At 61.3% G+C, this 26,273-nt stretch carries 19 protein-coding genes; 8 read left to right on the top strand and 11 right to left on the bottom strand.

Annotated elements, in window-relative coordinates; all coding sequences use genetic code 11:
* Positions 1 to 203 precede the first annotated feature (203 nt).
* From malT to glpD, 5 genes are all read left to right on the top strand, one after another.
* The gene (malT, locus tag GT753_RS21830; protein ID WP_015379320.1) at positions 204 to 2,918 is read left to right on the top strand and encodes an HTH-type transcriptional regulator MalT; all 2,715 of its coding nucleotides are present in this window, start codon (positions 204 to 206) and stop codon (positions 2,916 to 2,918) included.
* Positions 2,919 to 3,000: 82 nt separating this feature from the next.
* Positions 3,001 to 3,327 (top strand): thiosulfate sulfurtransferase GlpE, encoded by a 327-nt coding sequence (glpE, locus tag GT753_RS21825; RefSeq protein WP_004930790.1) that lies wholly within the window; start codon positions 3,001 to 3,003, stop codon positions 3,325 to 3,327.
* Positions 3,328 to 3,498: 171 nt separating this feature from the next.
* Positions 3,499 to 4,335: a rhomboid family intramembrane serine protease GlpG gene (gene glpG / locus GT753_RS21820; RefSeq protein WP_015379321.1), complete on the top strand. Its 837-nt coding sequence runs from the start codon at positions 3,499 to 3,501 to the stop codon at positions 4,333 to 4,335.
* A 51-nt stretch (positions 4,336 to 4,386) separates the two neighbouring features.
* Positions 4,387 to 5,145 (top strand): DeoR/GlpR family transcriptional regulator, encoded by a 759-nt coding sequence (locus GT753_RS21815; RefSeq protein WP_004930797.1) that lies wholly within the window; start codon positions 4,387 to 4,389, stop codon positions 5,143 to 5,145.
* Between the two features lie 247 nt (positions 5,146 to 5,392).
* Positions 5,393 to 6,901 carry a glycerol-3-phosphate dehydrogenase gene (gene glpD, locus GT753_RS21810; RefSeq protein WP_004930801.1) on the top strand — a complete coding sequence of 503 codons (1,509 nt, stop codon included), beginning with the start codon at positions 5,393 to 5,395 and terminating at the stop codon, positions 6,899 to 6,901.
* Between the two features lie 59 nt (positions 6,902 to 6,960).
* Here the strand turns inward: glpD and glgP are convergent, their stop codons facing one another.
* From glgP to asd, 6 genes are all read right to left on the bottom strand, one after another.
* A complete protein-coding gene (gene glgP / locus GT753_RS21805) occupies positions 6,961 to 9,408 on the bottom strand; it encodes a glycogen phosphorylase (protein WP_160125948.1) in 2,448 nt (815 codons plus the stop codon).
* A 141-nt stretch (positions 9,409 to 9,549) separates the two neighbouring features.
* Positions 9,550 to 10,980: a glycogen synthase GlgA gene (gene glgA, locus GT753_RS21800; RefSeq protein ID WP_004930807.1), complete on the bottom strand. Its 1,431-nt coding sequence runs from the start codon at positions 10,978 to 10,980 to the stop codon at positions 9,550 to 9,552.
* A gap of 135 nt (positions 10,981 to 11,115) precedes the next feature.
* Positions 11,116 to 12,393, bottom strand: a complete 1,278-nt coding sequence (gene glgC / locus GT753_RS21795; protein ID WP_004930810.1) for a glucose-1-phosphate adenylyltransferase — start codon at positions 12,391 to 12,393, stop codon at positions 11,116 to 11,118.
* A gap of 15 nt (positions 12,394 to 12,408) precedes the next feature.
* The gene (gene glgX, locus GT753_RS21790; protein ID WP_160125947.1) at positions 12,409 to 14,391 is read right to left on the bottom strand and encodes a glycogen debranching protein GlgX; all 1,983 of its coding nucleotides are present in this window, start codon (positions 14,389 to 14,391) and stop codon (positions 12,409 to 12,411) included.
* Entirely contained in the window at positions 14,388 to 16,574 is a 2,187-nt protein-coding gene (gene glgB / locus GT753_RS21785; protein ID WP_075684686.1) for a 1,4-alpha-glucan branching enzyme, read from the bottom strand. Before glgB ends, glgX begins: the two co-directional genes overlap by 4 nt.
* 443 nt (positions 16,575 to 17,017) lie before the next feature.
* Positions 17,018 to 18,121, bottom strand: a complete 1,104-nt coding sequence (asd, locus tag GT753_RS21780) for an aspartate-semialdehyde dehydrogenase (RefSeq protein WP_004930820.1) — start codon at positions 18,119 to 18,121, stop codon at positions 17,018 to 17,020.
* 192 nt (positions 18,122 to 18,313) lie between these two features.
* Here asd and GT753_RS21775 point away from each other — a divergent pair, with 192 nt between their 5' ends.
* Positions 18,314 to 18,907: a YhgN family NAAT transporter gene (locus GT753_RS21775; protein WP_025159894.1), complete on the top strand. Its 594-nt coding sequence runs from the start codon at positions 18,314 to 18,316 to the stop codon at positions 18,905 to 18,907.
* 30 nt (positions 18,908 to 18,937) lie between these two features.
* Here GT753_RS21775 and gntK read toward each other — a convergent pair whose 3' ends face one another.
* The 4 genes from gntK to GT753_RS21755 form a co-directional block, all read right to left on the bottom strand.
* A complete protein-coding gene (gene gntK, locus GT753_RS21770; RefSeq protein ID WP_160125946.1) occupies positions 18,938 to 19,465 on the bottom strand; it encodes a gluconokinase in 528 nt (175 codons plus the stop codon).
* Positions 19,466 to 19,566: 101 nt separating this feature from the next.
* Positions 19,567 to 20,883 carry a gluconate transporter gene (gntT, locus tag GT753_RS21765; protein ID WP_004930830.1) on the bottom strand — a complete coding sequence of 439 codons (1,317 nt, stop codon included), beginning with the start codon at positions 20,881 to 20,883 and terminating at the stop codon, positions 19,567 to 19,569.
* 340 nt (positions 20,884 to 21,223) lie between these two features.
* Complete coding sequence (gene gntR / locus GT753_RS21760) at positions 21,224 to 22,219, bottom strand: gluconate operon transcriptional repressor GntR (protein ID WP_004930833.1); 996 nt, start codon at positions 22,217 to 22,219, stop codon at positions 21,224 to 21,226.
* Positions 22,220 to 22,511: 292 nt separating this feature from the next.
* Complete coding sequence (locus tag GT753_RS21755) at positions 22,512 to 23,207, bottom strand: pirin family protein (RefSeq protein WP_004930835.1); 696 nt, start codon at positions 23,205 to 23,207, stop codon at positions 22,512 to 22,514.
* Between the two features lie 389 nt (positions 23,208 to 23,596).
* Between GT753_RS21755 and GT753_RS21750 the strand changes: the two genes are divergently transcribed.
* Together GT753_RS21750 and GT753_RS21745 are read left to right on the top strand one after the other, a co-directional pair.
* The gene (locus tag GT753_RS21750) at positions 23,597 to 24,112 is read left to right on the top strand and encodes a GNAT family N-acetyltransferase (protein WP_015379327.1); all 516 of its coding nucleotides are present in this window, start codon (positions 23,597 to 23,599) and stop codon (positions 24,110 to 24,112) included.
* The gene (locus tag GT753_RS21745; RefSeq protein ID WP_088381989.1) at positions 24,105 to 25,283 is read left to right on the top strand and encodes a P1 family peptidase; all 1,179 of its coding nucleotides are present in this window, start codon (positions 24,105 to 24,107) and stop codon (positions 25,281 to 25,283) included. The genes GT753_RS21750 and GT753_RS21745 overlap by 8 nt, the downstream gene beginning before the upstream one ends.
* Before the next feature lie 60 nt (positions 25,284 to 25,343).
* On the opposite strand, the gene iolE is transcribed toward GT753_RS21745, so the two are convergent.
* Positions 25,344 to 26,240, bottom strand: a complete 897-nt coding sequence (iolE, locus tag GT753_RS21740) for a myo-inosose-2 dehydratase (RefSeq protein ID WP_015379329.1) — start codon at positions 26,238 to 26,240, stop codon at positions 25,344 to 25,346.
* Positions 26,241 to 26,273 lie beyond the last annotated feature (33 nt).

The following is a 26,273-nucleotide window of genomic DNA, read 5'->3' as shown; positions in this document are numbered from 1 at the left end:
GCGATCCGCCACCGTATCGCCGTACTCCGACGCCAAACGTAAAAAAGTGTGATCGATAGCAACTTAACTCCAAGCCGATGCGGAAGCTTGTTGCAATACGTTTAGGGTTGGCAGAAGTTAGGGGGAGCTATTAATTACGAACCATAAAATAATTAGCGCCACTCCAATCCCGGCGGGAACCGCGATTTATACCCTGGAATACTATGCTGATCCCATCAAAACTGAGCCGCCCGGTACGGCTGCAAAATACCGTGATCCGCGATCGCCTGCTGGCCAAACTGGCCAGCGCGGGCAACTATCGTCTGACACTGGTCAATTGCCCGGCGGGATACGGGAAAACCACGCTGATCGCCCAATGGGCGGCCGGCAAGGCCGATCTGGGCTGGTATTCCCTGGATGAGAGCGACAACCAGCCGGAGCGCTTCGCCAGCTACCTGATCGCCGCGCTGCAGCAGGCCAGCGGCGGCCGCTGCGTCAAGAGCGAGGCGCTGAGCCAGAAACACCAGTACGCCAGCCTGTCGGCGCTGTTCGCCCAACTGTTTATCGAGCTGGCCGACTGGCATCAGCCGCTGTACCTGGTGATCGACGACTACCACCTGATCACCAACGACGCCATCCATGAAGCCATGCGCTTTTTCCTGCGCCATCAGCCGGAAAACCTGACGCTGATCCTGCTCTCGCGCACTCTGCCGCCGCTCGGCATCGCCAACCTGCGGGTGCGCGATCAGCTGCTGGAAATGGGCACGCAGCAGCTGGCGTTCACCCATCAGGAAGCCAAACAGTTCTTCGATTGCCGCCTGGCGGCGCCGATGGAGCAGCAGGACAGCAGCCGCCTGTGCGACGAAGTCGAAGGCTGGGCCACCGCGCTGCAGCTGATCGCGCTGTCGGCTCGCCAATCCGCCTCCTCGGCTCAGCTGTCGGCCAAGCGGCTGGCGGGGCTGAACGCCAGCCATCTGTCCGACTATCTGGTGGACGAAGTGCTGGACCACGTCGATGGCGATGCGCGCGCCTTCCTGCTGCGCTGTTCGGTGCTGCGCTCAATGAACGATGCGCTGATCGTGCGGCTGACCGGCGAAGACAACGGCCAGCAGCGGCTGGAGGAGCTGGAGCGCCAGGGGCTGTTTATCCACCGCATGGACGACACCGGCGAATGGTTCAACTTCCATCCGCTGTTCGCCTCTTTCCTGCGCCAGCGTTGCCAGTGGGAGCTGGCGCTGGAGCTACCGGGGCTGCACCGCGCCGCCGCCGAAGGCTGGCTGGCGCTGGGGTATCCGGCGGAGGCCATTCACCACGCGCTGGCGGCCAGCGACGTCAGCATGCTGCGCGATATCCTGCTGCAACACGCCTGGTCGCTGTTCCACCACAGCGAACTGGCCTTGCTGGAGGAGTGCCTCAACGCGCTGCCGTATGAGCGCCTGATCCAAAACCCCAAGCTGGCGCTGCTGCAGGCCTGGCTGGCGCAGAGCCAGCACCGCTACAGCGAAGTCAACACTCTGCTGGAGCGCGCCGAGCGCACCATGCGCGAACAAAAAATCGAGATAGACCAAACGCTGCACGCCGAGTTTGACGCCTTGCGCGCCCAGGTGGCGATCAACGCCGGCAAACCGGAAGAAGCCGAGCGGCTGGCGAGCGAAGCGTTGAAATTCCTGCCGCTGTCGAGCTATTACAGTCGCATCGTCGCCACCTCGGTGACCGGCGAAGTGCACCACTGCAAGGGCGAACTGGCGCGCGCGCTGCCGATGATGCAGCAGACCGAGCAGATGGCGCGTCGTCATCAGGCCAACCATTACGCGCTCTGGGCGCTGCTGCAGCAGAGCGAAATCCTTATCGCCCAAGGCTTCCTGCAGGCCGCTTACGAAACCCAGGACAAGGCGTTCGAACTGATCCGCGAGCAGCACCTGGAACAGCTGCCGATGCACGAGTTCCTGCTGCGCATCCGCGCCCAGATCCTGTGGTCATGGTCGCGGCTGGACGAAGCGGAAGACGCGGCGCGCGCCGGGCTGAAAATCCTGGCTAACTACCAACCGCAGCAGCAGTTGCAGTGCATCGCCATGCTGGCCAAATGCTCGCTGGCGCGCGGCGATCTGGACAACGCCAACACCCACCTGCAGCGCTGCGAAACCCTGCTGCACGGCGCGCACTATCATCGCGACTGGCTGACCAACACCGACAAATCGCGGGTGATCCACTGGCAGATGACCGGCGACACCGCCGCCGCCGCCCAGTGGCTGCGCCACACCGAAAAACCCGGCATGGCGGACAACCACTTCACGCAGGGCCAATGGCGCAACATCGCGCGGGTGCAGCTCCTGCTCGGCCAGTATGAAGAGGCCGGCGTAGTGCTGGATGAACTGAACGAAAACGCCCGCCGCCTGCGGCTGGTGAGCGATCTCAACCGCAACCTGCTGCTCAGCAACCAGCTCTACTGGCTGCAAGAGCGCAAGGGCGAAGCGCAGCAGGCGCTGATCGAAGCGCTGTCGCTGGCCAACCGCACCGGCTTTATCAGCCACTTCGTCATCGAAGGCGAAGCGATGGCGCAGCAGCTGCGCCAGCTGATCCAGCTCAACACGCTGCCGGAGCTGGAACAGCATCGCGCCCAGCGCATCCTGCGCGACATCAACCAGCATCATCGGCACAAGTTCGCGCATTTCGACGAGAACTTCGTCGATAAGCTGCTGACCCATCCGCAGGTGCCGGAACTGATCCGCACCAGCCCGCTGACCCAACGCGAATGGCAGGTGCTGGGGCTGATCTATTCCGGTTACAGCAACGACCAGATCGCCGGTGAGTTGGATGTGGCGGCCACCACCATCAAGACGCACATCCGCAACCTGTATCAGAAACTGGGCGTGGCTCATCGCCAGGAGGCGGTGCAGCAGGCGCAGCAACTGCTGAAAATGATGGGGTACGGCGCGTAAAAACCCTGATATCCCTCTGGTCTTAAACGCCGCAGAGTTGGTTACAATAGCGGCGTCCCCCTATTACGAGGCAGTCAGCAGTATGGAACAGTTCGAAGCGATCAACGTTGAGCAGGCGTACACCCGCTGGAAAGAGGGCAGCGCCGCCCTGGTCGACATCCGCGATCCGCAAAGTTTTGAAGCCGGGCATACGCCGGGCGCTTTTCACCTCACCAACGCCACCCTGTCGGCCTTTATGCAGCAAAACGACTTCGAGCGGCCGGTGATGGTGATGTGCTACCACGGCAACAGCAGCCGCAGCGCGGCGCAGTACCTGCTGCACCAGGGGTTCGACGCGGTCTACAGCATCGACGGCGGCTTCGAAGCCTGGGCCCGCCAGTATCCGCAAGACGTGGAAACCTCTGCCTGATCCCCGCCGCCCGCCGTGCGTCGGCGGGCTTCCCCTTGGTTTTTGTGCGCGTTTTCGCGGGTTTTTCGCAGATCCGTTTGCCAGCGCTCAGGATTTCGACGTTATAATCGGCCGTCAGGGTCGCCGGCGAGCAAGCCGCGGCCAAAATCATTCACTTACGACGGAAGAGCAATGGTTAGAGTAATCGCCATATCCAACCCGCGCCTGGCGCTGGCCTTTGTCGACTATATGGCGACCCAGGGCATCCGGCTTGAGCTGCGCAACAGCGGCGAGGCGGCGGAAATCTGGCTGGCCGACGACGGTCACCTCGAGCAGGTGCAACACGAGCTGCAGCAGTTTCTGGCCGATCCGCTCAACCGCCGTTATCAGGCCGCCAGCTGGCAGACCGGCCATACCGACGCCGGCCTGCATTATCAGAGCGAATCCTACCTGCACACCCTGCGCAGCAAGGCCGGGCCGCTGACGCTCGGCGTGATGGTGCTGTGCATCGCGGTCTATATTCTGATGCAGGCGCTGGGCGACGATACCGTGATGTACTGGCTCTCCTGGCCGCAGGACAGCAGCCAATACACCCAGCTGTGGCGCTGGGTCAGCCATGCGTTCCTGCATTTCTCCCTGCTGCATATCCTGTTTAACCTGATGTGGTGGTGGTATCTCGGCGGCCAGATGGAAAAACGCCTCGGCGCCGGCAAGCTGTTCGTGCTGGCGGTGGTGTCGGCGTTCTTCAGCGGCTGGGCGCAATCTCTGTTCAGCGGCGCGCTGTTCGGCGGGCTGTCGGGCGTGGTTTATGCGCTGATGGGCTATGTCTGGCTGTCGGGCGAACGGGCGCCGGAGCGCGGCCTGATGCTGCCGCGCGGCCTGATGGTGTTCTCGGTGCTGTGGCTGGTGGCCGGATATTTCGATATTTTAGGAATGTCGATCGCCAACGCGGCACACATAGCCGGTTTAGTGTTAGGGTTATTGATGGCATTTTGGGATACGCGTCATCGCGCACACAACGAACAATAACAGCCGGGAGCTATGCCCCAATGGGCATAGCGGGCGTTTTAGGGGATTATCGTGAAGCAAACACAGCGTCATGACGCAATTATCGAGCTGGTGCGCCTGCAGGGTTACGTCAGCACGGAAGAGCTGGTCGAACATTTTGACGTCAGCCCGCAAACGATTCGCCGCGATTTGAATGACCTGGCAGACCAGAACAAGATCCAGCGTCACCACGGCGGCGCGGCGCTGCCTTCCAGCTCGGTCAACGCTGCCTATAACGATCGCAAGGTGATGTGGTCGGAAGAGAAGGCCCGCATCGCGCAGCGCGTCGCCAGCCAGATCCCGGACGGCGCCACGCTGTTCATCGATATCGGCACCACGCCGGAGGCGGTGGCCCATGCGCTGATGAACCACAAGAACCTGCGCGTGGTCACCAACAACCTTAACGTCGCCACCCTGCTGACCGCCAAGGAAGACTTCCGCCTGATCCTGGCCGGCGGCGAAGTGCGCACCCGCGACGGCGGCATCATGGGCGAAGCCACGCTGGACTTCATCTCCCAATTCCGTCTCGATTACGGCATTCTCGGCATCAGCGGCATCGATATGGACGGCTCGCTGCTCGAATTCGACTATCACGAAGTGCGCACCAAACGCGCGATTATCGAAAATTCCCGCTGCGTGATGCTGGTGACCGACCATTCCAAATTCGGCCGCAACGCCATGGTCAACCTGGGCAACATGAACCTGATCGACTACCTGTTTACCGACCAACTGCCGCCGCCGAGCGTGATGAAAATCATCGAACAGTACGACGTGCAGCTGGAGTTGTGCTGATCCGGCCTTAACCTGCGGGGCGCGCCGCCGCCCCGTTTCATCCCTTCAGACTCCCCTCACCGACAGCCGTTTGCGCGCCCGCGCCATATCCATACTATTTATGTGACTATCATCACCAAACTGTTACCTCTATCACGCCTAAATGTTTTTGTTTGGTTAACTCTTGGCTTGCTTGTTGGTTTTTGATTACAATCATGAGCGAAAACGAACATGAAAGAGCTATTTCGAACATCTGGAGGAAGATGACGTGGAAACCAAAGACTTGATCGTTATCGGTGGCGGCATCAACGGTGCCGGCATCGCGGCGGATGCTGCCGGGCGCGGGCTGTCGGTACTGCTACTGGAAGCGCAAGACTTGGCCTGTGCTACGTCTTCCGCCAGTTCCAAACTGATCCACGGTGGCCTGCGCTACCTGGAACACTACGAATTCCGTCTGGTGAGCGAAGCGCTGGCCGAACGTGAAGTGCTGCTGAAACTGGCGCCACACATCGCGTTCCCGATGCGTTTCCGCCTGCCGCACCAGCCGCACCTGCGTCCGGCCTGGATGATCCGCATCGGCCTGTTCCTGTACGATCACCTGGGCAAACGCACCAGCCTGCCGGGCAGCAAGGGTTTGCGCTTTGGACCAGAGTCGGTGCTGAAGCCTGAACTGAAGCGCGGTTTCGAATATTCCGACTGCTGGGTCGACGATGCTCGCCTGGTGGTGCTGAACGCGCAGGAAGTGGAAAAACGCGGCGGCGAAGTGCGCACCCGCACCAAAGTGACCCGCGCATGGCGTGAAAACGGCCTGTGGATGGTGGAAGCGGTCGATATCGACAGCGGCAAAACCTTCACCTGGCGCGCCAAAGGCCTGGTGAACGCCACCGGCCCGTGGGTGAAAAACTTCTTCGACGACGGCCTGAAGCTGAAATCGCCTTACGGCATCCGCCTGATCAAAGGCAGCCACATCGTGGTGCCGCGCGTGCACGATCAGCCGCAGTCTTACATTCTGCAGAACGAAGACCACCGCATCGTGTTCGTGATCCCGTGGAATGACGAGTTCTCCATCATCGGCACCACCGACGTGGAGTACAAAGGCGATCCGAAAGACGTGAAGATCGACGAGAACGAAATCGCTTATCTGCTGAAAGTGTACAACGATCACTTCAAGAAGCAGCTGGGCCGCGACGACATCGTCTGGACTTACTCCGGCGTGCGTCCGCTGTGCGACGACGAATCCGATTCACCGCAGGCGATCACCCGCGATTACACGCTGGACGTGCACGATGAGCAGGGCAAAGCGCCGCTGCTGTCGGTGTTCGGCGGCAAGCTGACCACCTACCGCAAGCTGGCCGAACATGCGATGGAAAAACTGGCCCACTACTACCCAGGCTGCGGCCCGGCGTGGACCAAAAATGCCACGCTGCCGGGCGGTGACATCGACGGCGACCGCGACGGTTACGCGGCCAAACTGCGCCGTGCGCACGGCTGGCTGCCGGAAGCCCTGGCGCGCCGCTATGCCCGCACCTACGGCAGCCAGAGCGAGCTGATCCTGGCCGGCGCCAACGGCCTCGCCGATCTGGGCGAAGATTTCGGCCACGGTCTGTATGAAGCCGAGCTGCGCTACCTGACCGAGAAAGAGTGGGTCGTAGAGCTGGACGACGCCATCTGGCGCCGCACCAAGCTGGGCATGTGGCTGGACGAAGCGCAGCAGGCGCGAGTGAAAGCCTGGCTGGCGGAACACGCGAAAACGAAAGCGCTGTCTCTGGCTTCCTGAGCTGCAGCGTAACGAAAAAGGGCCGGTTATCCGGCCCTTTGCTTTTTTCCTCTCTCGCTTTACAGTTTCACCGGCTTAATGTGCCAAATTTCATCCGCGTATTCCTGAATGGTGCGATCGGATGAGAAGTAGCCCATATTGGCGATATTCAGCACCGCGCGCCGCGTCCACTCGTCCTGATTGAGATAGACCTCGTCCACCTTGTCCTGCGTGTCCACATAGCTGCGGTAATCCGCCAACAGCTGATAGTGATCGCCGAGGTTGACCAGCGAGTCGAACAAATTGCCATAGCGTTTCGGCTCTTCCGGGCTGAACACCCCGGTGGCGATCTGCGTCAGCGCCTGATGCAGCTCCGGGTCCTGCTCATAGTACTGGCGCGGGTTGTAACCGTTGCGGCGCAGTTCCTCAACCTGCTCGGCGGTATTGCCGAAAATAAAGATATTCTCCTCCCCCACGTGCTCACGCATCTCGACGTTGGCGCCGTCCAGCGTGCCGATGGTCAGCGCGCCGTTCAGCGCGAACTTCATGTTGCTGGTGCCCGAGGCCTCGGTGCCCGCCAGCGAGATCTGTTCCGACAGATCCGCCGCCGGGATAATGATCTGCGCCAGGCTGACGCCGTAGTTCGGAATGAACACCACCTTCAGTTGGGTATGCACGCGCGGATCGTTGTTGATCACTTTGGCCACGTCGTTGATCAGACGGATGATCTGCTTGGCGGCATAGTAGGCTGAGGCCGCCTTGCCGGCGAAGATCACCACCCGCGGCACGCGCTCGATGTCAGGGTCAGCCAGCAAACGATTATACAGCGTGATGACGTGCAGCACGTTGAGCAGCTGCCGTTTGTACTCGTGGATGCGCTTGATTTGCACATCGAACAACGCATCCGGGTTGACCACCACGTTGAGCGTTTTGGCAATGTACAGCGCCAGCCGCTCCTTGTTCTGCCGTTTGGCGCGCTGCACCGCCTGCAGGAAGCTCGGGTAATCGACGTTGGTTTTGATCTCGCTCAGTTGGCTGAGATCGGTGCGCCAGGTTTGACCGATGCAGTCGTCCAGCACCGCCGCCAGCGGCGGGTTGGCCAGCGCCAGCCAACGGCGCGGCGTCACCCCGTTGGTTTTGTTGCAGAAACGGGTCGGGAATAGCCGGGCGAAGTCGGCGAACAGCGACTGCACCATCAGTTCGGAATGCAGGGCGGAAACGCCGTTGACCTTGTGGCTGGCCACCACCGCCAGCCAAGCCATGCGCACCCGGCGGCCGTTGGTTTCGTCGATGATCGAGACCCGCGCCAGCAGATCGTTGTCGTCCGGCGCCACTTCCTGCACCATCTTGAGGAAGTGATCGTTGATTTCGAAAATCAGCTGCAGATGGCGCGGCAAGATGCGGCCAATCATATCCAGCGGCCAGGTCTCCAGCGCCTCGCTCATCAGCGTGTGGTTGGTGTAAGAGAACACCTGCTCCACCACTTCCCAGGCGTCGAGCCACTTGAATTTATGCTCGTCGATCAGCCGGTGCATCAGCTCCGGAATCGACAACACCGGGTGAGTGTCGTTGAGGTGAATGGCGATCTTGTCCGCCAGGTTGTCGAAGGTTTTGTGCATCAGCCAATGGCGATTGAGAATATCCTGCACCGTGGCCGACACCAGGAAATACTCCTGCCGCAGCCGCAGCTCGCGCCCGGACGAGGTCGAATCGTCCGGATAAAGCACGCGCGACACGTTCTCCGAATGGTTTTTATCTTCCACCGCCGCGAAGTAATCGCCCTGGTTGAACTTGCCGAGGTTGATCTCGTTACTGGCCTGCGCGCCCCACAACCGCAGCGTGTTGGTGGCGTCGGTGTCGAAACCGGGGATCACCTGATCGTAGGCGATGGCCACGATTTCTTCGGTCTCCAGCCAGCGGGCCTTGGCCCCCTCCTGCTGCACGCGGCCGCCGAAGCGCACCTTGTAGCGGGTGTTATGGCGCGGAAACTCCCACGGATTGCCGTACTCCAGCCAGTAGTCCGGCGATTCCATCTGTTGGCCGTTGACGATGTTCTGCTTGAACATGCCGTACTCATAGCGAATGCCGTAGCCGCGCCCCGGCAGCGCCAGCGTCGCCAGCGAGTCAAGGAAGCAGGCCGCCAGCCGGCCCAGGCCGCCGTTGCCGAGCCCGGGGTCGTTCTCTTCCTCCAGCAGCTCCGCCAGGTTCAGCCCCATCTCGTTCAACGCGTTGTCGATGTCCTGATAAATGCCCATCGACAGCAGCGCGTTCGACAACGTGCGGCCGATCAGAAACTCCATCGACAGGTAATACACCTGCCGCACGTCTTGAGACAGCTGGGCGCGGTTGGAACGCAGCCAGCGCTCCACCATGCGATCGCGTACCGCGAACAGCACGGCGTTCAGCCAATCGTGCCGGTTGGCGATGGCCGGATCCTTGCCGACGATAAACATCAGCTTATAGGCGATGGAGTGTTTCAGCGCTTCCACACTGACCGTAGGTGAGGTGTAACTAAACGGTGAAGTCATGGCTTTTTAATCCCTTGTAGGGAGCCCCGCCATTCGCCGCGGAATAGCGGGCTCCGCTGAACATGGACGCGGCACGCCGCGCCCCGACAATCTACCCTTACGGCTGCCCGCCGCGCGTCAACCCGAAACGCGAAACGCGGGCTACAAGCGTTGATAAAGCGATAAATACTCTTTCGCCGCCACCGGCCAGCCGAAGTCCACGCTCATGGCGTGGCGCTGAACGTGGCGCCAGTGTTTCGGCCGGCTCCACAGCACCATGGCGCGGCGGATGGCGTTGCCCAGCGCGACAGCGTCGCAATCGTCGAACACGAATCCGCTGGCGGTGCCGTCGGCCAGGTTCTCCAGCGCGCAGTCCACCACCGTGTCCGCCAGCCCGCCGGTACGGCGCACCAGCGGCAGCGTGCCGTATTTCAGGCCGTAGAGCTGCGTCAGGCCGCAGGGCTCGAAGCGGCTCGGCACCAGAATGACGTCGGCACCGCCGATGATGCGGTGGGAGAAGGATTCGTGATAACCGATCTGCACGCCGACCTGTTCAGGGTAGTCGGCGGCGGCGGCCAGAAACGCCTGTTGCAGCACCGCATCGCCGGCGCCCAGCAGCGCCAGCTGCCCGCCCTGCGCTAGCAGTTCAGGCAACGCCTGCAGCACCAGATCGAGGCCTTTCTGGCTGGTCAATCGGCTCACTACCGCGAACACCGGCAGTGATTCGTCCACCTTCAGCCCCATGGCCTTTTGCAGATGCAGCTTGTTTTTGACCTTGCTTTTCAGATCGTCGGCGTCATAGCGGGCGCTCAGCCGCGGGTCGTGGGCCGGATCCCAAATCTTGTCGTCCACCCCGTTGAGGATGCCGCTCAGCCTGCCCTGCCGCTGCCGCTCCTGCAGCAGCCCCTCCATGCCGTAGCCGAACTCCGGCCGGGTGATCTCACGCGCATAGGTCGGGCTGACGGCGGTCACGTGGTCGGCATAAAACAGCCCGGCCTTGAGGAACGACATCTGGCCGTAGAACTCCAGGCCATAGACGTTGTAGAACGACGCCGGCAGCCACAGCTCGGTCACGTGATGGGCGGAGAACAGCCCTTGATAGGCCAGGTTATGCACCGTGAACACCGAACGCGCCGGGTGGCCGTTGGCGGCCAGATAGGCGCAGCTAAGACCGGCGTGCCAGTCGTGGGCATGCACCAGCTGCGGGCGCCAGTAGCGATCCAGCCCCTTGGCCAGCTCGCAGGCCATCCAGCCCAGCAGCGCAAAGCGGCGGTGGTTGTCGGGGTAGGCATACATGGACTGATCGTGGTACGGGCTGCCCGGCCGGTCATACAGCCAGGGTGCATCGATGAGATAGATGCCCACACCATGGTAGGTGCCGTAACGCAGGCCAACCCGGCCGGCGAACGAGTCGATTTCCGCCACCAGCACGGTGTCGGGTATGCCGTTGCGTACGTCAGGAAAAGCGGGCAATAGCACCCGAACATCGGCGCCTTCGGCGATTTGCGCCGCCGGCAGCGCGCCAACCACGTCTGCGAGTCCGCCCGTTTTCAGCAGGGGGAACATTTCAGAACATACGTGTAAGACCTGCATTATCACTCCTGAAAGTCGGCCGAAGGCCTCTGGATAAGAAATAAAGCAGGCTTGCCGCTGTTATGTGTGCCGCGTTGCGCAAGCCATCGAACCGTTCATCGGGCGGCAGGCTATCGTTCTGCCCCCCACGTTAACTCACAATTTTGACAACATTTCGCGCGTCACCAGCACGATGCCGCCTTCCGAGCGATAGAAACGCTTGCTGTCCTCATCGGCGTTTTCCCCGATCACCATGCCCTCCGGAATGTGGCAGGCGCGGTCGATGATGCAGCGCCGCAGGCGGCAGGAACGGCCGACGTTCACGTCCGGCAACAATACGGTAGAGTCGATGGTGCAGAACGAGTTCACTCGCACGCGCGGGAACAGCACCGAATGCACCACCACCGATCCGGACACGATGCAACCGCCGGACACCAGCGAGTTCATGGTCATGCCGTGGCTGCCGGAGCGATCCTGCACAAACTTGGCCGGCGGCAGCGGCTCCATGTGGGTGCGGATCGGCCAGGCGCGGTCGTACATGTCCAGCTCCGGCGTCACCGACGCCAGATCGAGATTGGCGCGCCAATAGGCGTCCAGCGTGCCCACGTCGCGCCAGTACGGCGGCAGATCGGGGTTGGACGTCACGCAGGACAAGGTAAACGGATGCGCCCACGCCGCCTGCTGCGCGGTGATTTTCGGGATCAGATCCTTGCCGAAATCGTGGCTGGAGCCGGGGGTCGACATATCCTCTTCCAGCAGTTGGAACAGATAGGCGGCATTAAAAATATAGATGCCCATGCTGGCCAGCGACATATCCGGATTGCCCGGCATCGCCGGCGGATCGGCGGGCTTTTCCAGAAACTCGATGATACGGTCGCTTTCATCCACCTTCATCACGCCGAATTCGCCGGCTTCGCTGCGCGGCACCGGCAGGCAGGCCACGGTGCACTGAGCGCCTTTCTCGACGTGATCGATCAGCATGCGTGAGTAATCCATCTTGTAGATGTGATCGCCCGCCAGGATCACCACGTATTCGGCCTCGTAGCGGCGGATGATATCCAGGTTCTGGTACACCGCGTCGGCGGTGCCCTTGTACCAATGCTCGGTGCTGAGGCGCTGCTGGGCCGGCAGCAGATCGACGAACTCGTTCATCTCCTCGTTGAGGAACGACCAGCCGCGCTGAATGTGCTGCACCAGCGTGTGCGACTGGTATTGGGTGATCACGCCGATGCGGCGGATGCCGGAGTTCAGGCAGTTCGACAAGGCGAAATCGATGATGCGGAATTTGCCGCCAAAGTGGACGGCGGGCTTGGCGCGGGTGGAGGTCAAATCTTTCAAACGTGAGCCGCGGCCGCCGGCCAGGATCAGCGCTACGGATTTAATCGGCAACTGGCGCGCCAACATCAGGGGGTCTTTATTTTCAAACCTAACCATAGCGGACTCCTTTTATTATTTCCGTACCAGAACGCAAAGCGAACGCGCGGCCTGGTGCCAGGCGGGCAATACCGCCCGTGAGTCTTCCTGAGTGAACGGGGCGACAACCTGCCAATCGCCTTCCGGCAATCTCATCTCCGTCGTTTGCGGCGTGGCGTTGACCAGCAACAGCCAGCGCTGCGACAGCAGGATCTGCATGAGCAGCTCGCCCCGCTCCCACTGCTGCGCGTCGAGCGGCTGGCCTTGCGCGTTCAGCCACTGCACGCTGCCGTCGTCCTGCTGCCACCAGCGGTCCTGCTGCAGCGCGGGGATCTGGCGGCGCAGCGCGATCAGCGCCGCGACGTAATCGGTCAGCGCGTCATCCGCCGTGGCCCAATCGAGCCAGGTGGTGGCGTTGTCCTGACAATAGGCATTGTTGTTCCCCTGCTGGCTGTGTCCCTGTTCATCGCCGGCCAGCAGCATCGGCGTGCCCTGGGACAGCAACAGCGTGGCGAGCATCGCCCGCTGGCTGGCCCTGCGGCGTTGCACAATGGCGTCGTCGGCGACCAGGCCTTCCACGCCGTGGTTGTTGCTGAAATTGCGATCGCTGCCGTCGCGGTTGCCCTCGCCGTTGGACTGATTGTGTTTCTCGTTGAAACTGACCACGTCTTGCAGGGTAAAACCGTCATGGGCGGTCAGCATGTTGACGGTGGCGTAAGGCGCCCGCCCGCGCTGGTTGTACAGATCGCTGGAAGCGGCAAAACGCCGGGCGAACTGGCCGAGCGACACGCCGCTCTGCAGCCAGAAACGGCGCATGTCGTCGCGGTAATGATCGTTCCATTCGGCGAAGCGGCCGGGAAATGCCCCCACCTGATAGCCGCCGGGGCCAATGTCCCAGGGTTCGGCGATCAGCTTGCAGCGCGACAGCAGATCGTCCGCCAGCATCGCCTGGAACAGCGGCGCATCGCGATCGAACCCCGGCGTGCGGCCCAGCACGCTGCCCAGATCGAAGCGGAAACCGTCGACGTGGCACTCCCGCACCCAAAAATGCAGGCAATCCATCACCCAGGCTACGCCCTGCGGCTGATCCAACCGCAGCGTGTTGCCGCAGCCGGTGTCGTTGACGTAGTCCCCTTCGGGCGTCAGCCAGTAGTAACTCAGATTATCGATGCCGCTCAGCGACAACATCGGCCCATCCCTGTCCAGCTCGGCGCTGTGGTTGAACACCACGTCAAGGATCACCTCAATGCCGGCTTGGTGCAGCGCCTTGACCGCATCGCGAAATTCGTTGAGCGGCGTGGCATCGGTGCTCAGGCTGGCGTAGCGGTTGTCCGGCGCATAGGGCGCCAGCACGTTATAGCCCCAGTAGTTGATCAGCCCCAGCCGCTGCAGGCGCGGTTCGGAGGTATGTTGCTGCACCGGCAGCAATTCCAGCGCGGTGATGCCGAGGCGTTTGAAGTGGGCGATCATCGCCGGGTGCCCCAGCGCGGCGAAACTGCCGCGCAGCGCCGGCGGGATCTGCGGGTGCAGCAGCGTCAGGCCGCGCACGTGCGCTTCGTAAATCACCGTCTGTCCCCAGGGCGTGGCGGGCGGGCGATCGTCCTGCCAGTCATACTGTTCGTCCACCACCACGCACTTCGGCATCAGCTCGGCGCTGTCGTGCGGGTCCGGCTGCTCGTAACCGCCGTGCAGGTGCGGGTGGTCCGCCACCGGCCCTTCCACCGCGCGCGCGGCCGGATCGAGCGCCAGCTTGTTGGGGTTGAAGCGCTGCCCGTTCGCCGGATCAAACGGGCCGTAGACCCGGTAGCCGTAACGTTGCCCCGGCCTGCCGCCCGGCAAATAGCCATGCCAGATATCGCCGCTGCGCGCCGGCAGCGGCAGGCGCACTTCGCGCTGTTGGCCGTCGAACAGGCACAGCTCCACCCGCTCGGCATGCGCCGAATACAGGGTAAAATTGATGCCTTCGCCGTCGTAATGCGCGCCCAGCGGCGCGGCGAGGCCAGCCGTCAGCTCGGTCATGGCGCCTCCCGCAGCAGATAAATGGTCGACAATGGCGGCAACGTCACGCTGATAGAGAAATCGCGGCCATGGCTGCCGACCATTTCGGAAGAGACCCGCCCCTGATTGCCGGCGTTGCTGCCGTGATAGTGGTGCGAATCGGTATTGAGGATCTCGCGATAGTCACCGGCGCGGGAAATGCCGATGCGGTAGCGATAGCGCGGCACCGGGGTAAAGTTGCTGATGGCGATCAGCTCATTGCCCTGCGAGTCGTAGCGCGCAAAGGCGAACACCGAGTTGTCGTGATCGTCAACCACCAGCCACTCGAAGCCATCCGGGAAGTAGTCGCGCTCGTACAGCGGCGCCTGCTGCCGGTAGCAGTGGTTCAGATCGCGCACCAGCCGCTGCACGCCGTTATGCCAGTTATCCAGCCCTTCCAATAAATGCCAGTCGAGGCTGGTATCGAAATTCCACTCGCGCCCCTGCGCAAATTCGCAGCCCATAAACAGCAGCTTTTTGCCCGGATGCGCCCACATAAAGCCGTAATAGGCGCGCAGGTTGGCGAACTTTTGCCAGGCATCGCCCGGCATACGGTCTAGGATCGATTTTTTGCCGTGCACCACTTCATCGTGCGAGATAGGCAATACAAAGTTCTCGGTATAGGCGTACAGCATACCGAAGGTCATCTGGTTGTGGTGATACTTGCGGTGCACCGGATCGCACTTCATATAATTGAGCGTGTCGTGCATCCAGCCGAGGTTCCATTTGTAGTGGAATCCCAGGCCGTTGGCATCCGGCGGCAGGGTGACGCCGGGATAGTCGGTGGACTCCTCCGCCAGCGTCACCGCCCCCGGCTGCGCCTGGCCGATAGTCTGGTTGGTATAACGCAGGAAGGCGATGGCCTCCAGGTTCTCGTTGCCGCCGTAGTAATTCGGCACCCACTCGCCGTCGGCGCGGCTGTAATCGCGATAGATCATCGACGCCACCGCATCGACCCGCAGCGCGTCGATGCCGAAACGCTCCAGCCAATACAGCGCGTTGCCCGCCAAGTAGTTGCGCACCTCGTGACGACCGTAGTTGTAGATCAGGGTATTCCAGTCCTGATGGTAGCCCTCGCGCGGATCGGCGTACTCGTACAGCGCAGTGCCGTCGAAATTCGCCAGGCCGTAGGCGTCGCTCGGGAAGTGCCCCGGCACCCAGTCGAGGATCACGTTGATGCCCGCCTCATGCGCCGCCGCCACAAACGCCCTGAAGTCAGCCGGCGTGCCGAAGCGCCGGGTCGGCGCATACAGCCCCAGCGGCTGATAGCCCCAGCTGCCGTCGAACGGGTGCTCGTTGATCGGCAGCAGCTCGATATGGGTGAATCCCATGTCCTTCACATAATCGATCAGCTGCACCGCCAGCTCGCCGTAGCTGAGCCAGAAGTGGTTGTCAGTGTGGCGGCGCCATGAGCCGAGATGCACCTCGTAGATGGCGATCGGCTGGTCAAAATCGTTGGCGCGGCGGCGCGCCGGCGTCGACGGCACCACCTCCGGCAGCGGCGCCACCAGCGAGGCGGTATCCGGGCGCATCTGCGCCTCGAAGGCGTAAGGATCGGCTTTCAACTGAGTATTGCCGTAGCAATCGACGATTTCATATTTGTACAGCTGGCCGGCCTGCACGCCGGGCAAGAACAGCTCCCAGATGCCGTTTTCACGCCGCAGACGCATCGGGTGGCGGCGGCCGTCCCAGAAGTTGAATTCCCCCACCACCGAAACACGCTGGGCGTTGGGCGCCCAGACCGCAAAGCTGACGCCGTCGATGCCATCCAGCGTGACGAGGTGGGCGCCCAGCCGTTCATAGGGGCGCAAATGCGTACCCTCAGCCAATAGCCAACTATCGATATCCTGCAGCAGCGGACCGAACCGATAAGGATCGTCGACGATCTGTTGATGATCGCGCCAGCTGACCTGCAGCTGATAGCGGAAAGGATTTTTGCGCCGCGGCACCACCGCGCTGAAGAAACCGCGCGGATCGTCGCAGTTCAGCTGCACCAACCGCCGGCCGGTTTGCTGTTCCACCAACCAGACTGCGCCGGCGTCCGGCAGCAGCGCGCGCACCTGCAGACCGTTATCGGTCGCATGCATGCCAAGCAGAGCGAAGGGATCGGCGTAATGGCCGGCGATGATCTGATCAATCACGTCACGATCGGGAAGTACAGGCATAGTCTTCTTCCTTAGATTAACAGCATGATCTAAGCACGGCTTGTTGATTATTCCTTGGCCGTTTTGGTCATCATGCAATGCATTCGGACTCTAAAGCGTGATTGCGGTCGGTTATTGACCAATCTTTACTCTACCGACCTGAATTTCGCTCTTTATGCTTATTTTTTGAAATATTTCAGTCATGGTGAAAAATTGTCCACCCATGCGTTAAGCATAGCCAATGTCTGTTAAAAACTGCTCAGCATTGCTCAGGAAAATTCTTCATTAAGAAAACTGCCAGCCTGGCGGCGTTTGCATGCGGCGGCTGACGAGGAGATAGGCGGGATCCCGCCCATTGAAACGAGGCTGGCGATGACGCTGCCCGACGCGGTGCGCGGCGAACAAAAAAGCGGAAAATAAGGCATTAGGGGGCTGAAAGCAGCCAGCCCCCTGGAAGTGCGGGTTTACAGCAGGATGCGCAGCATGCGGCGCAGCGGCTCGGCCGCGCCCCACAGCAGTTGGTCGCCCACGGTGAACGCCGACAGGTACTCCGGCCCCATATTCAGCTTGCGCAGACGGCCGACCGGCGTATTCAGCGTACCGGTCACCGCCGCCGGCGTCAGTTCGCGCATGGTCAGTTCGCGGTCGTTCGGGATCACGCGCACCCAGTCGTTGTGCGTCGCCAGCATCTGCTCGATTTCCGGCAGCGACACGTCTTTTTTCAGCTTCAGCGTGAACGCCTGGCTGTGGCAGCGCAGCGCGCCGACGCGCACGCACAGACCGTCGACCGGGATCACGCTGGCGGTGTTCAGGATCTTGTTGGTTTCAGCCTGGCCTTTCCACTCTTCGCGGCTCTGGCCGTTGTCGAGCTGCTTGTCGATCCACGGGATCAGGCTGCCGGCCAACGGCACGCCGAAGTTGTCGGTCGGCAGTTTGCCGCTGCGGGTGGCTTCGGTCACCTTGCGTTCGATATCCAGAATCGCGGAGGCCGGGTTCTGCAGCTCTTTCGCCACGTCGGCGTGCAGCATGCCCATTTGGGTCAGCAGTTCGCGCATGTGGCGCGCGCCGCCGCCGGAGGCCGCCTGGTAGGTGGCGACCGACGCCCACTCCACCAGATCGTTGGCGAACAGGCCGCCGAGCGACATCAGCATCAAGCTGACGGTGCAGTTGCCGCCGACGAAGGTTTTGATGCCTTTGTCCAGGCCCTGCTGGATCACCGCGTGGTTGACCGGATCCAGGATGATGATGGCGTCGTCCTGCATGCGCAGCGATGAGGCCGCGTCGATCCAGTAACCCTGCCAACCGCTGGCGCGCAGCTTAGGATAAACTTCGTTGGTATAATCGCCGCCCTGACAGGTAATAATGATATCGAGCGCGCTCAGCGCGTCGATGTCATACGCATCCTGCAGCGTGCCCTGCTGGCCGCCAAAGGCCGGCGCGGCGGAACCGTGCTGCGAGGTGGAGAAAAAGACCGGGCGAATGGCGTCGAAATCGCGCTCTTCCGTCATGCGTTGCATGAGAACCGAGCCGACCATTCCGCGCCAACCGATGAAACCAACGTTTTTCATAATATCTGTGTCCCGCCCGGATAAGGGCTTATTAGGTGATAACGAGTTGTGTGCAATATCTCCTCACCTTACAAAATGTCGGCGCGGGCGCAAAGTGAATTTATTCGATGGCTGGGGATTTCTCAGCAATCCTTCTTATAGGCAAGGACGCGGCCGGAAAGGCCGAGGCGTTTTCCCGATCACGAGGTCACCATGACAGAGATGATTTCCGCTACGGTATTGCTGTTTTTAATTATGGATCCGCTGGGCAATCTGCCGATTTTCATGTCGGTGCTCAAGCATCTGGAGCCGCGCCGCCGCCGCGTGGTGTTGATTCGCGAGCTGCTGATCGCCCTGCTGCTGATGCTGATCTTTCTGTTCGCCGGCGAGAAAATTCTGGCGTTCCTCAACCTGCGCACCGAAACCGTCTCCATTTCCGGCGGCATCATCCTGTTTCTGATCGCCATCAAGATGATTTTCCCCTCTCAGGAAGGAAACAGCTCCGGGCTGTCCGCCGGCGAGGAGCCGTTCCTGGTGCCGCTGGCGATCCCGCTGGTGGCCGGGCCGTCGATTTTGGCTGCATTGATGCTGCTGTCGCACCAGTATCCGCATCAGCTGCCCCATCTGGTGGCGGCGCTGCTGATCGCCTGGGGCCTCTCTGCGGCCATTTTGCTGATGTCGAACCTGTTCCTGCGCCTGCTGGGCAGCAAAGGCGTCAGCGCGCTGGAGCGGTTGATGGGGCTGATTCTGGTGATGCTGTCGACCCAGATGTTCCTGGACGGCGTGCGGGCTTACATGAAGCTGTAGGCGCCTGGCGGCGCCGACAACGGTCCGCGCTCAGCGGGCGGTAACGCGGCGAATATAGGCGAGCGTATCGGCAACCACGCCGTCCAACGGCTGGTTGATGTCGATCGCTTGCACATCCGGCTCCTGCTCGCCCGGCTCTTCCAGCGTGGCAAACTGGGAAATCAACATCTGCGGCTTGAAGAAATGGCCCTTGCGTTGCTTCAGACGCTCCTCGATCACCGACTGGTCGCCTTTCAGATACAGGAAATGCAGGTTGAGATTGCCGTCGCGCAGGCGATCGCGATAGCTTTTCTTCAGCGCCGAGCACACCAGCAGCGACACGTCGTTGGTGCGCTGCATGGCGAAGATGGCGTCGTTCAGGGCCGCCAGCCACGGCGCGCGATCGTTGTCGTCCAACGCATGCCCGGAGGACATTTTGATGATGTTGGCGCGCGGGTGCAGGTAATCGCCGTCCAGCATGGAGGCGTTGGCCTGGTGAGCGACAGCGCTGGCCACGGCGGATTTGCCGCTGCCGGAAACGCCCATCAAAACAAATACGTGATTCTGCGGATTGCTCATTGTGTCATGCCCTTATGGGAACTGGCGCGAGCGCGCCAAATGCGTCCCGACTGATAAAGATACTTTGGAACGCCGACGCCCCGCAGGGCGCCGGATAAAGATTATACGACCGTCGCCAGCAGCAGACAGCCCACCAGGCCGCACACCGAGATAATGGTTTCCAGCACCGACCAGGATTTGATGGTTTCCATGATGCTCAGGTTGAAGTACTCCTTGAACAGCCAGAAGCCCGGATCGTTGACGTGCGAGAAGATGACGCTGCCGGAACCGACCGCAATCACCATCAGCTCAGGGCTGACGCCGGTGGTGGCGATCAGCGGCGCCACAATGCCACCCGCGGTGATCGCCGCCACGGTGGCGGAACCCAGCGCCAGACGCAGCGCAGCGGCGATCGACCAGGCCATCAGGATCGGCGAAACGTTGCTGCCTTCCATCAGGCCGGCGATGTACTTCTCAACGCCGCTGTCCACCAGCACCTGCTTGAAGGCGCCGCCGCCGCCAATGATCAACAGCATCATGGCGATGATTTTAATCGAGTCGGTGATGGTGCCCATCACTTCATCCATGGTACGGCCACGGTTCAGGCCGAAGGTGAAGATGGCGATCAGCACGGCGATCAGGGTGGCCATCACCGGGTCGCCGAAGAACTCGGCGAAGCGCAGCAGGCTGTGGCCCTTCGGCAGCACCATTTCAGCGACCGCGCGCAGCGCCATCAGGATCACCGGCACCAGCGACGTGGCGACGCTGACGCCAAAGCTTGGCATCTCCGCGTCGGTAAAGGTTTTCGGGTTGTACAGGCCTTCCGGCACCGGCTTGTCGATGCCTTTCAGGAAGCGGGCATAGACCGGGCCGGCCAGGATCACCGTCGGGATCGCCAGCAGCGTGCCGTACAGCAGGGTTTTACCCATGTCGGCATGGAAGATGGTGGCGATGGCGGTCGGGCCTGGGTGCGGCGGCAGGAAGCCGTGGGTCACCGACAGCGCGGCGGCCATCGGCACGCCGACGTACAGCAGCGGGATACGCGCGGAGGCGGCGATGGTGAACACCAGCGGCAGCAACAGCACGAAGCCCACTTCGTAGAACAGCGCGAAGCCGACGGTGAAGCCGGTCAGCACCACCGCCCATTGAATGTGTTTTCTGCCGAACTTGTCGATCAGCGTGGTGGCGATGCGCTGTGCGCCGCCGCAGTCCGCCAGCAGTTTGCCGAGCATGGCGCCGAAGCCCATGATCAGCGCCAGGCTGCCCAACGTGCCGCCCACGCCGGCCTTGATGGAGCCGATGACCTTATCGACCGGCATACCCTGCGCGATCCCGACCGCCAAAGCAACCAGAACCAGAGAGATAAAGCCGTTCAGCTTGAAGCGGATCATCAGCAGCAGCAGCAGCGCTACGCCGCCTGCAACAATCACTAATGGCATAGTTTTTCTCCAACCTTTTATCGCGACTCTCTTTACAATAGGCGTAAAGCGTGCGGTTGTTTTATTTTTAGGCTCTTTCCCGGTGTTTAAGAAGAGCTGTAGGTGTTGTTGAGTCAGAGGTTCAGTCTTGCAGCAAGATGACCGCGCACTCGTTGTTACCGGTATCATGATACCGGTAACAACATGAGCGCCGGAACCGGGTAACCGGCTAAAATTCGCGTTCTGGGACAGAGATCAAACTTATGCCGGCAACGAGCGGCGGGCTTACAGGCGGGGTAACCAGCGCGCCTCAGGGCGCGCTGTAAAAAGAAAGAGTGTTAAAACAGAACGTTAAAATGGCTCAGATGCTGCCGCCGGGGATCACGGTGAAACCGACGTCCACCATGCGCGGGCACACCGTTTCGCCGCGCAGCCGGGCCAGCAAGCGCTCGGCGCCGATCTGGCCCATGCGTTCGCGCGGCGTCAGCACGCTGGCCAGCTTCGGCACCATCACCTGGCCGATGTCATGGCCGTGGAAACCGGCGATCGCCATGTCCTGCGGGATCGACAGCCCTTGCCGCTGGCATTCGAAGGCCGCGCCGATCGCCAGGTCATCGTTGGTGCAGAAGATACTGTCGATCTGCGGGTAGTCACGCTGCGCCTGGCGCAACAGCTCGCCGCCGGCGGAATAAGAGGAAGAACGCGCGGTCATGATGCTGTACGGCTCCAGGCCGGATTCACGCATCGCCTGCTCATACCCCTGCTGCTTGATGATGGTACGCTCATCCTGACGAGCGCCGAAATAGACCACGTGACGGTGGCCGTGCGCGATGATCTGCTGGGTCATCTGGCGCGCCGCCTCGAAGTTGTTGAAGCCCACCGCCAGATCGATGCACGGTGAGACGCAGTCCATCAGCTCCACCACCGGAATGCCCGCCACCTCGATCATTTTCAGGGTGCGCGGCGTGTGATGGCGCTCAGACAGGATCAGGCCGTCGATATTGTAAGACAGCAGCGAGGTCAGACGCTCTTCTTCACGCTCCGGCAGGTAGCCATAGTGCGCCAGCATGGTTTGGTAGTTGTGCGCGTCGGTTACGCTTTCGATGCCGCGCAGCACTTCGGCGAACACCTGGTTGGTCAGCGACGGCAACAGCACGCCAATCGCCCGGCTGGTGGCGTTGGAGAGGATATCCGGCGCGCGGTTGGGGATGTAGCCCAGCTCATCCAGCGCGACGGCGATTTTTTGCTGCAGGGCGGCGGAAACCTGGTCGGGATTGCGCAGATAACGGCTCACCGTCATCTTGGTCACGCCCACCTTGTCCGCCACATCCTGGAGTACCGGCCGTTTTTTCTTCATTATCAATGAACTGACTAACCGTGAATGGGCAGTCATTTTAGCAAAAAAAACGGCGGGCCGATATTGTCGGTTATGCGACAGCCAACGCAAAAAGGGCTCACACAGTGAGCCCTTCATACGCTGACAAAGGGGGAAAAAGCGTGGTTTTTCCCCCTTTGTGATGATTAGCCGAAAATCAATAAATTGATTTTCCTTGTTTTTATATGCTGGCGGCGTCAAGTCAGGCAACATCGTCAGACGTGTCATTAACCTCAAGGGCTCACACCGTGAGCCCTTGAAATTTACCGCTTAATCACACCGGCGGCAGATCGAACAGCAGGATTTCGCTCTCTTCGTCGGCCTGGATCGTCAGCGCCGATTCATCCCACACCGCGAACGCGTCGCTGATGCCGGCGGTCTGGCCGTTGACCGAGACCTTGCCGCGCACCACCTGGATCCAAACGCGACGGCCGGCGGCAATCGGGCATTCCCCCTGCTCGCCCTTATTCAGCGCCCAACGCGACAGCGTCATATCCTGGAACACCTTCAGCGAGCCGTCACGCGCATCCGGCGACAGCACCAGCTGACGGCCCTGCGGCGCGTCGAACATGCGCTGCTCGTAGCGCGGCTCCAGCCCGACCTGATCCGGGATGATCCAAATCTGGTACAGGTGCAACGGACGATCCTGATTAGCGTTGTACTCAGAGTGACGCACCCCGGTGCCCGCACTCATGATCTGGAATTCACCGGCCTGGATCTGCTCCTTGTTGCCCATGCTGTCCTGATGTTCCACCGTGCCACTCAGCACGTAGGTCAGGATTTCCATGTCTTTATGCGGGTGAGTACCGAAACCCTGCCCTGCGTCGATCACATCTTCGTTGATCACTCGCAGCGCCGAGAACCCCATAAAGTTCGGATCGTAGTAATCGGCAAATGAGAAGGTGTGCCAGCTATCCAGCCAGCCATGATTGGCGTGGCCGCGGTCTTCCGCTTTACGTACATAAATCATTTTCAACTCTCCTCAATGTTTTTTTACAGTCTAGTCCTGCCAGCAGAATAAGAAAGCGTAAAAAACTCATGCCTCTGTTCAAAAATTTCGATGGAATGAAACAGCGGATGGGCAGCGGATTTGTTGAAAGCGGAACCGGCTGAAAAAGGGCAAAAAAAAAGCCAGCACCCGAGCTGGCTAAGTAAACACTGGAAGCAATGTGAGCAATGTCGTGCCTTCGCAGCGAGAGTATCAAGGATTGATGCCCTCCCCGGAACGCATCGCAATAATAATCATTATCATTCGCACCTGTAAAGCGTTTTTTTTGACCCGTTGAAATAATATTGACTCAAGGCAGTAAACGGATAAATTCAGAGGTTATTCAACCGGTAAGCAAAAGGATCAGCGAGATGAGCGAGATCGTGATACGCCACGTGGAAACATCGGATGCTCAGGCTCTGCATCATCTTTATTCTCAGACGCCCGTCTACCGCGATACGCTGCAGCTCCCGCTACCGTCCGTCGAGTCCTGGCAGAAACGCCTCGCCAACCCCGAACCGGGCACGCATAACCTGGCGGCCTTCGTTGACGGGCAGCTTGTCGGTCAGTTAGCCGTGATGCTGAATCAGCGCGTTCGCCGCCGCCACGTGGCCACCTTCGGCATCGGCGTCGATCCGCGCTACCACGGTAAAGGCGTCGGCAGCCGCCTGATGCAGGCGATGATCGACCTGTGCGACAACTGGGCGGCCATCGAGCGCATCGAACTGACGGTGTTCACCGACAACCCGGCGGCCATCGCGCTGTATCGCAAGTTCGGTTTTGAGATTGAAGGCACCAGCCGCGCTTTCGCCATTCGCGACGGCGTGCTGGTCGATGCCTACCATATGGCGCGTTTTCGCTCCGGGCAGCCGCGCGGCGATGCGTGATCTCATCCCCCCGCAGGGGCCGCTGCGCCGGCCCCTGAATATCAACCGCCGAACCTTTTTACACGCGCTGGCCGGCCTGACCGCCGCCGGCATGTTCTCCCCCTTCACCCCATTAGGTGCCGCTATGCCAACTTCCGCCGCCGGTCGCCCTGGCGCCCGCAACCTGATTACCGATGTGCCCGGCCTGAAGGTCGGTGTGGCGCAGGACAGCCGGGTGCGCACCGGCGCGACGGTGATACTGCCGGACAGCCCGGCGATTGCCGCCGTGGACGTGCGCGGCGGCGGCCCCGCCACCCGGGAAACCGACGCGCTGGGTGAAGACAATTTGGTACAGACCGTCGATGCGTTGACGTTCAGCGGCGGTTCGGTATACGGCCTGGCGGCGGCGGACGGCGTCGCGGCCTGGCTCGGGCTACAAGGCAGAGGCTATGCGCTGCGGCCGGCTCCCGGCGTGCCGGTCTCACCTATCGTGCCCACCGCCTGCCTGTACGACCTTGCCAACGGCGGCGATAAAAACTGGCAGCTCACGCCGCCGTATCGCCAGCTGGGCATCGACGCGGTCGGCAAGGCTGGATTGGACTTTCCACTGGGCACCGTCGGCGCCGGCTACGGCGCCATGACCGGCATGGGCAAGCTGAAAGGCGGGCTCGGTTCGGCATCGATCGTTGCCGCCAGCGGCGCTACCGTCGGTGCACTGGTGGCGGTCAACAGCCTGGGAGCGGTGGTGGCGCCCGGCACCCGCGCCTTCTGGGCGACGCCCTATGAAATTGACGGTGAATTCGGCAACGGCGGCGCGGCGGCGCTGGCGCAACTGCGCGCGCAGGGCGAAGACTGGATGGTGCAAGAGCCGCAAGGCGGCAGAAAGAACACCACCCTGGCCTGCATCGCCACCGATCTGGCGCTGACGCGTGTGGAGTTGAAACGGGTGGCCATCATGGCGCAAGACGGCATGGCGCGCGCTATTCGCCCGCTGCACAGCCCGTTTGACGGCGACGTGGTGTTCGCCCTGTCCACCGGGCAGCGCGAGGTACAGGGCAGCCGCGAACTGGCGGTGCTGCAGATCGGCGCGCTGGCGGCGGACACCCTCGCTCGGGCGATCGCCCGGGGCGTATACGCTGCCACGCCGTGGCCGGGCAGCCAGGTCACAACCTGGCAAACGCTCGGCGGCTAACGCGCCGCCATCAAAAAAGGGGGCCGGTGGCGCCCCTCGATCTTTATTGCCCCCCACCGCCTAAATGCCGGCGGTTTCCCGAATATAACGGCGCGCCTTCACCGCATACTCGAACGGGTTGGCCAGCGCCGGATCCTGCTCGGCCTCCACCACCATCCACCCTTTGTAACCGCGCTCGTCCAGCAGCTTGAACACCGGCCTGAAGTCGATCACGCCATCACCCGGCACGGTGAAGGTGCCCTTCTTCACGCCGTCGAGGAAGCTCAGCTTGTTGGCCTTCACTTCCGCCACCACCTCATCGCGCACGTCCTTCAGGTGGACATGGTTGATCCGCGGCAGATACTTCTCCAGGATCGCCATCATCGCCTGTTGGCTGCCTTCCGAATAGTAGGCGTGGCCGGTATCGAACAGCAGGTAAACGTCGTCGTTGACCATGCTCATGTAGCGATCGATTTCGGCCGTGGTCTGAATGCCGGTGCCCATGTGGTGGTGCAGGCACACCTGCATGCCTTTATCGGCGGCGATCTTCGCCAACTCGTTGTAACCGTCGGCCACGCGCTGCCACTCTTCATCGCTGAAGTACGGCTTCTCTTCGAACACGCCTTTGGTGGTGCCCTGAATGCTCTTGCTCTGCTCTGAGCAGCCAATCACCCTGGCGCCCATGGCATGCAGGAAATTCATGTGGTTGATAAATTCATCAATGGTTTTGTCTTTCTGGCCGTCAGCGAAAAAGGTGCTGAACCAGGCGTTGCAGATCTGGATGCCGCGAATATCCAGCATCGGTTTCAGCACCGCCGGATCGCGCGGGTATTTGCTGCCCACTTCGCTGCCGGTGAAACCGGCCAGCGCCATTTCACTGACGCATTGCTGGAAGGTGTTCTCCTTGCCCAGATCGGGCATGTCGTCGTTGGTCCAGCCGATCGGCGCAATGGCCAATTTCACGTTGTCTTTATTCATGGTTTGCCTCGGTCCTTGCAGGGCCGCCGGTAC

Source organism: Serratia sp. Z4, assembly GCF_009900725.1.
In the GTDB taxonomy this organism is placed as follows: Bacteria; Pseudomonadota; Gammaproteobacteria; order Enterobacterales; family Enterobacteriaceae; genus Serratia; species Serratia nematodiphila.
Note: the sequence above shows the minus strand (reverse complement) of the source record. Positions and strands in the feature narration are given on the sequence as shown.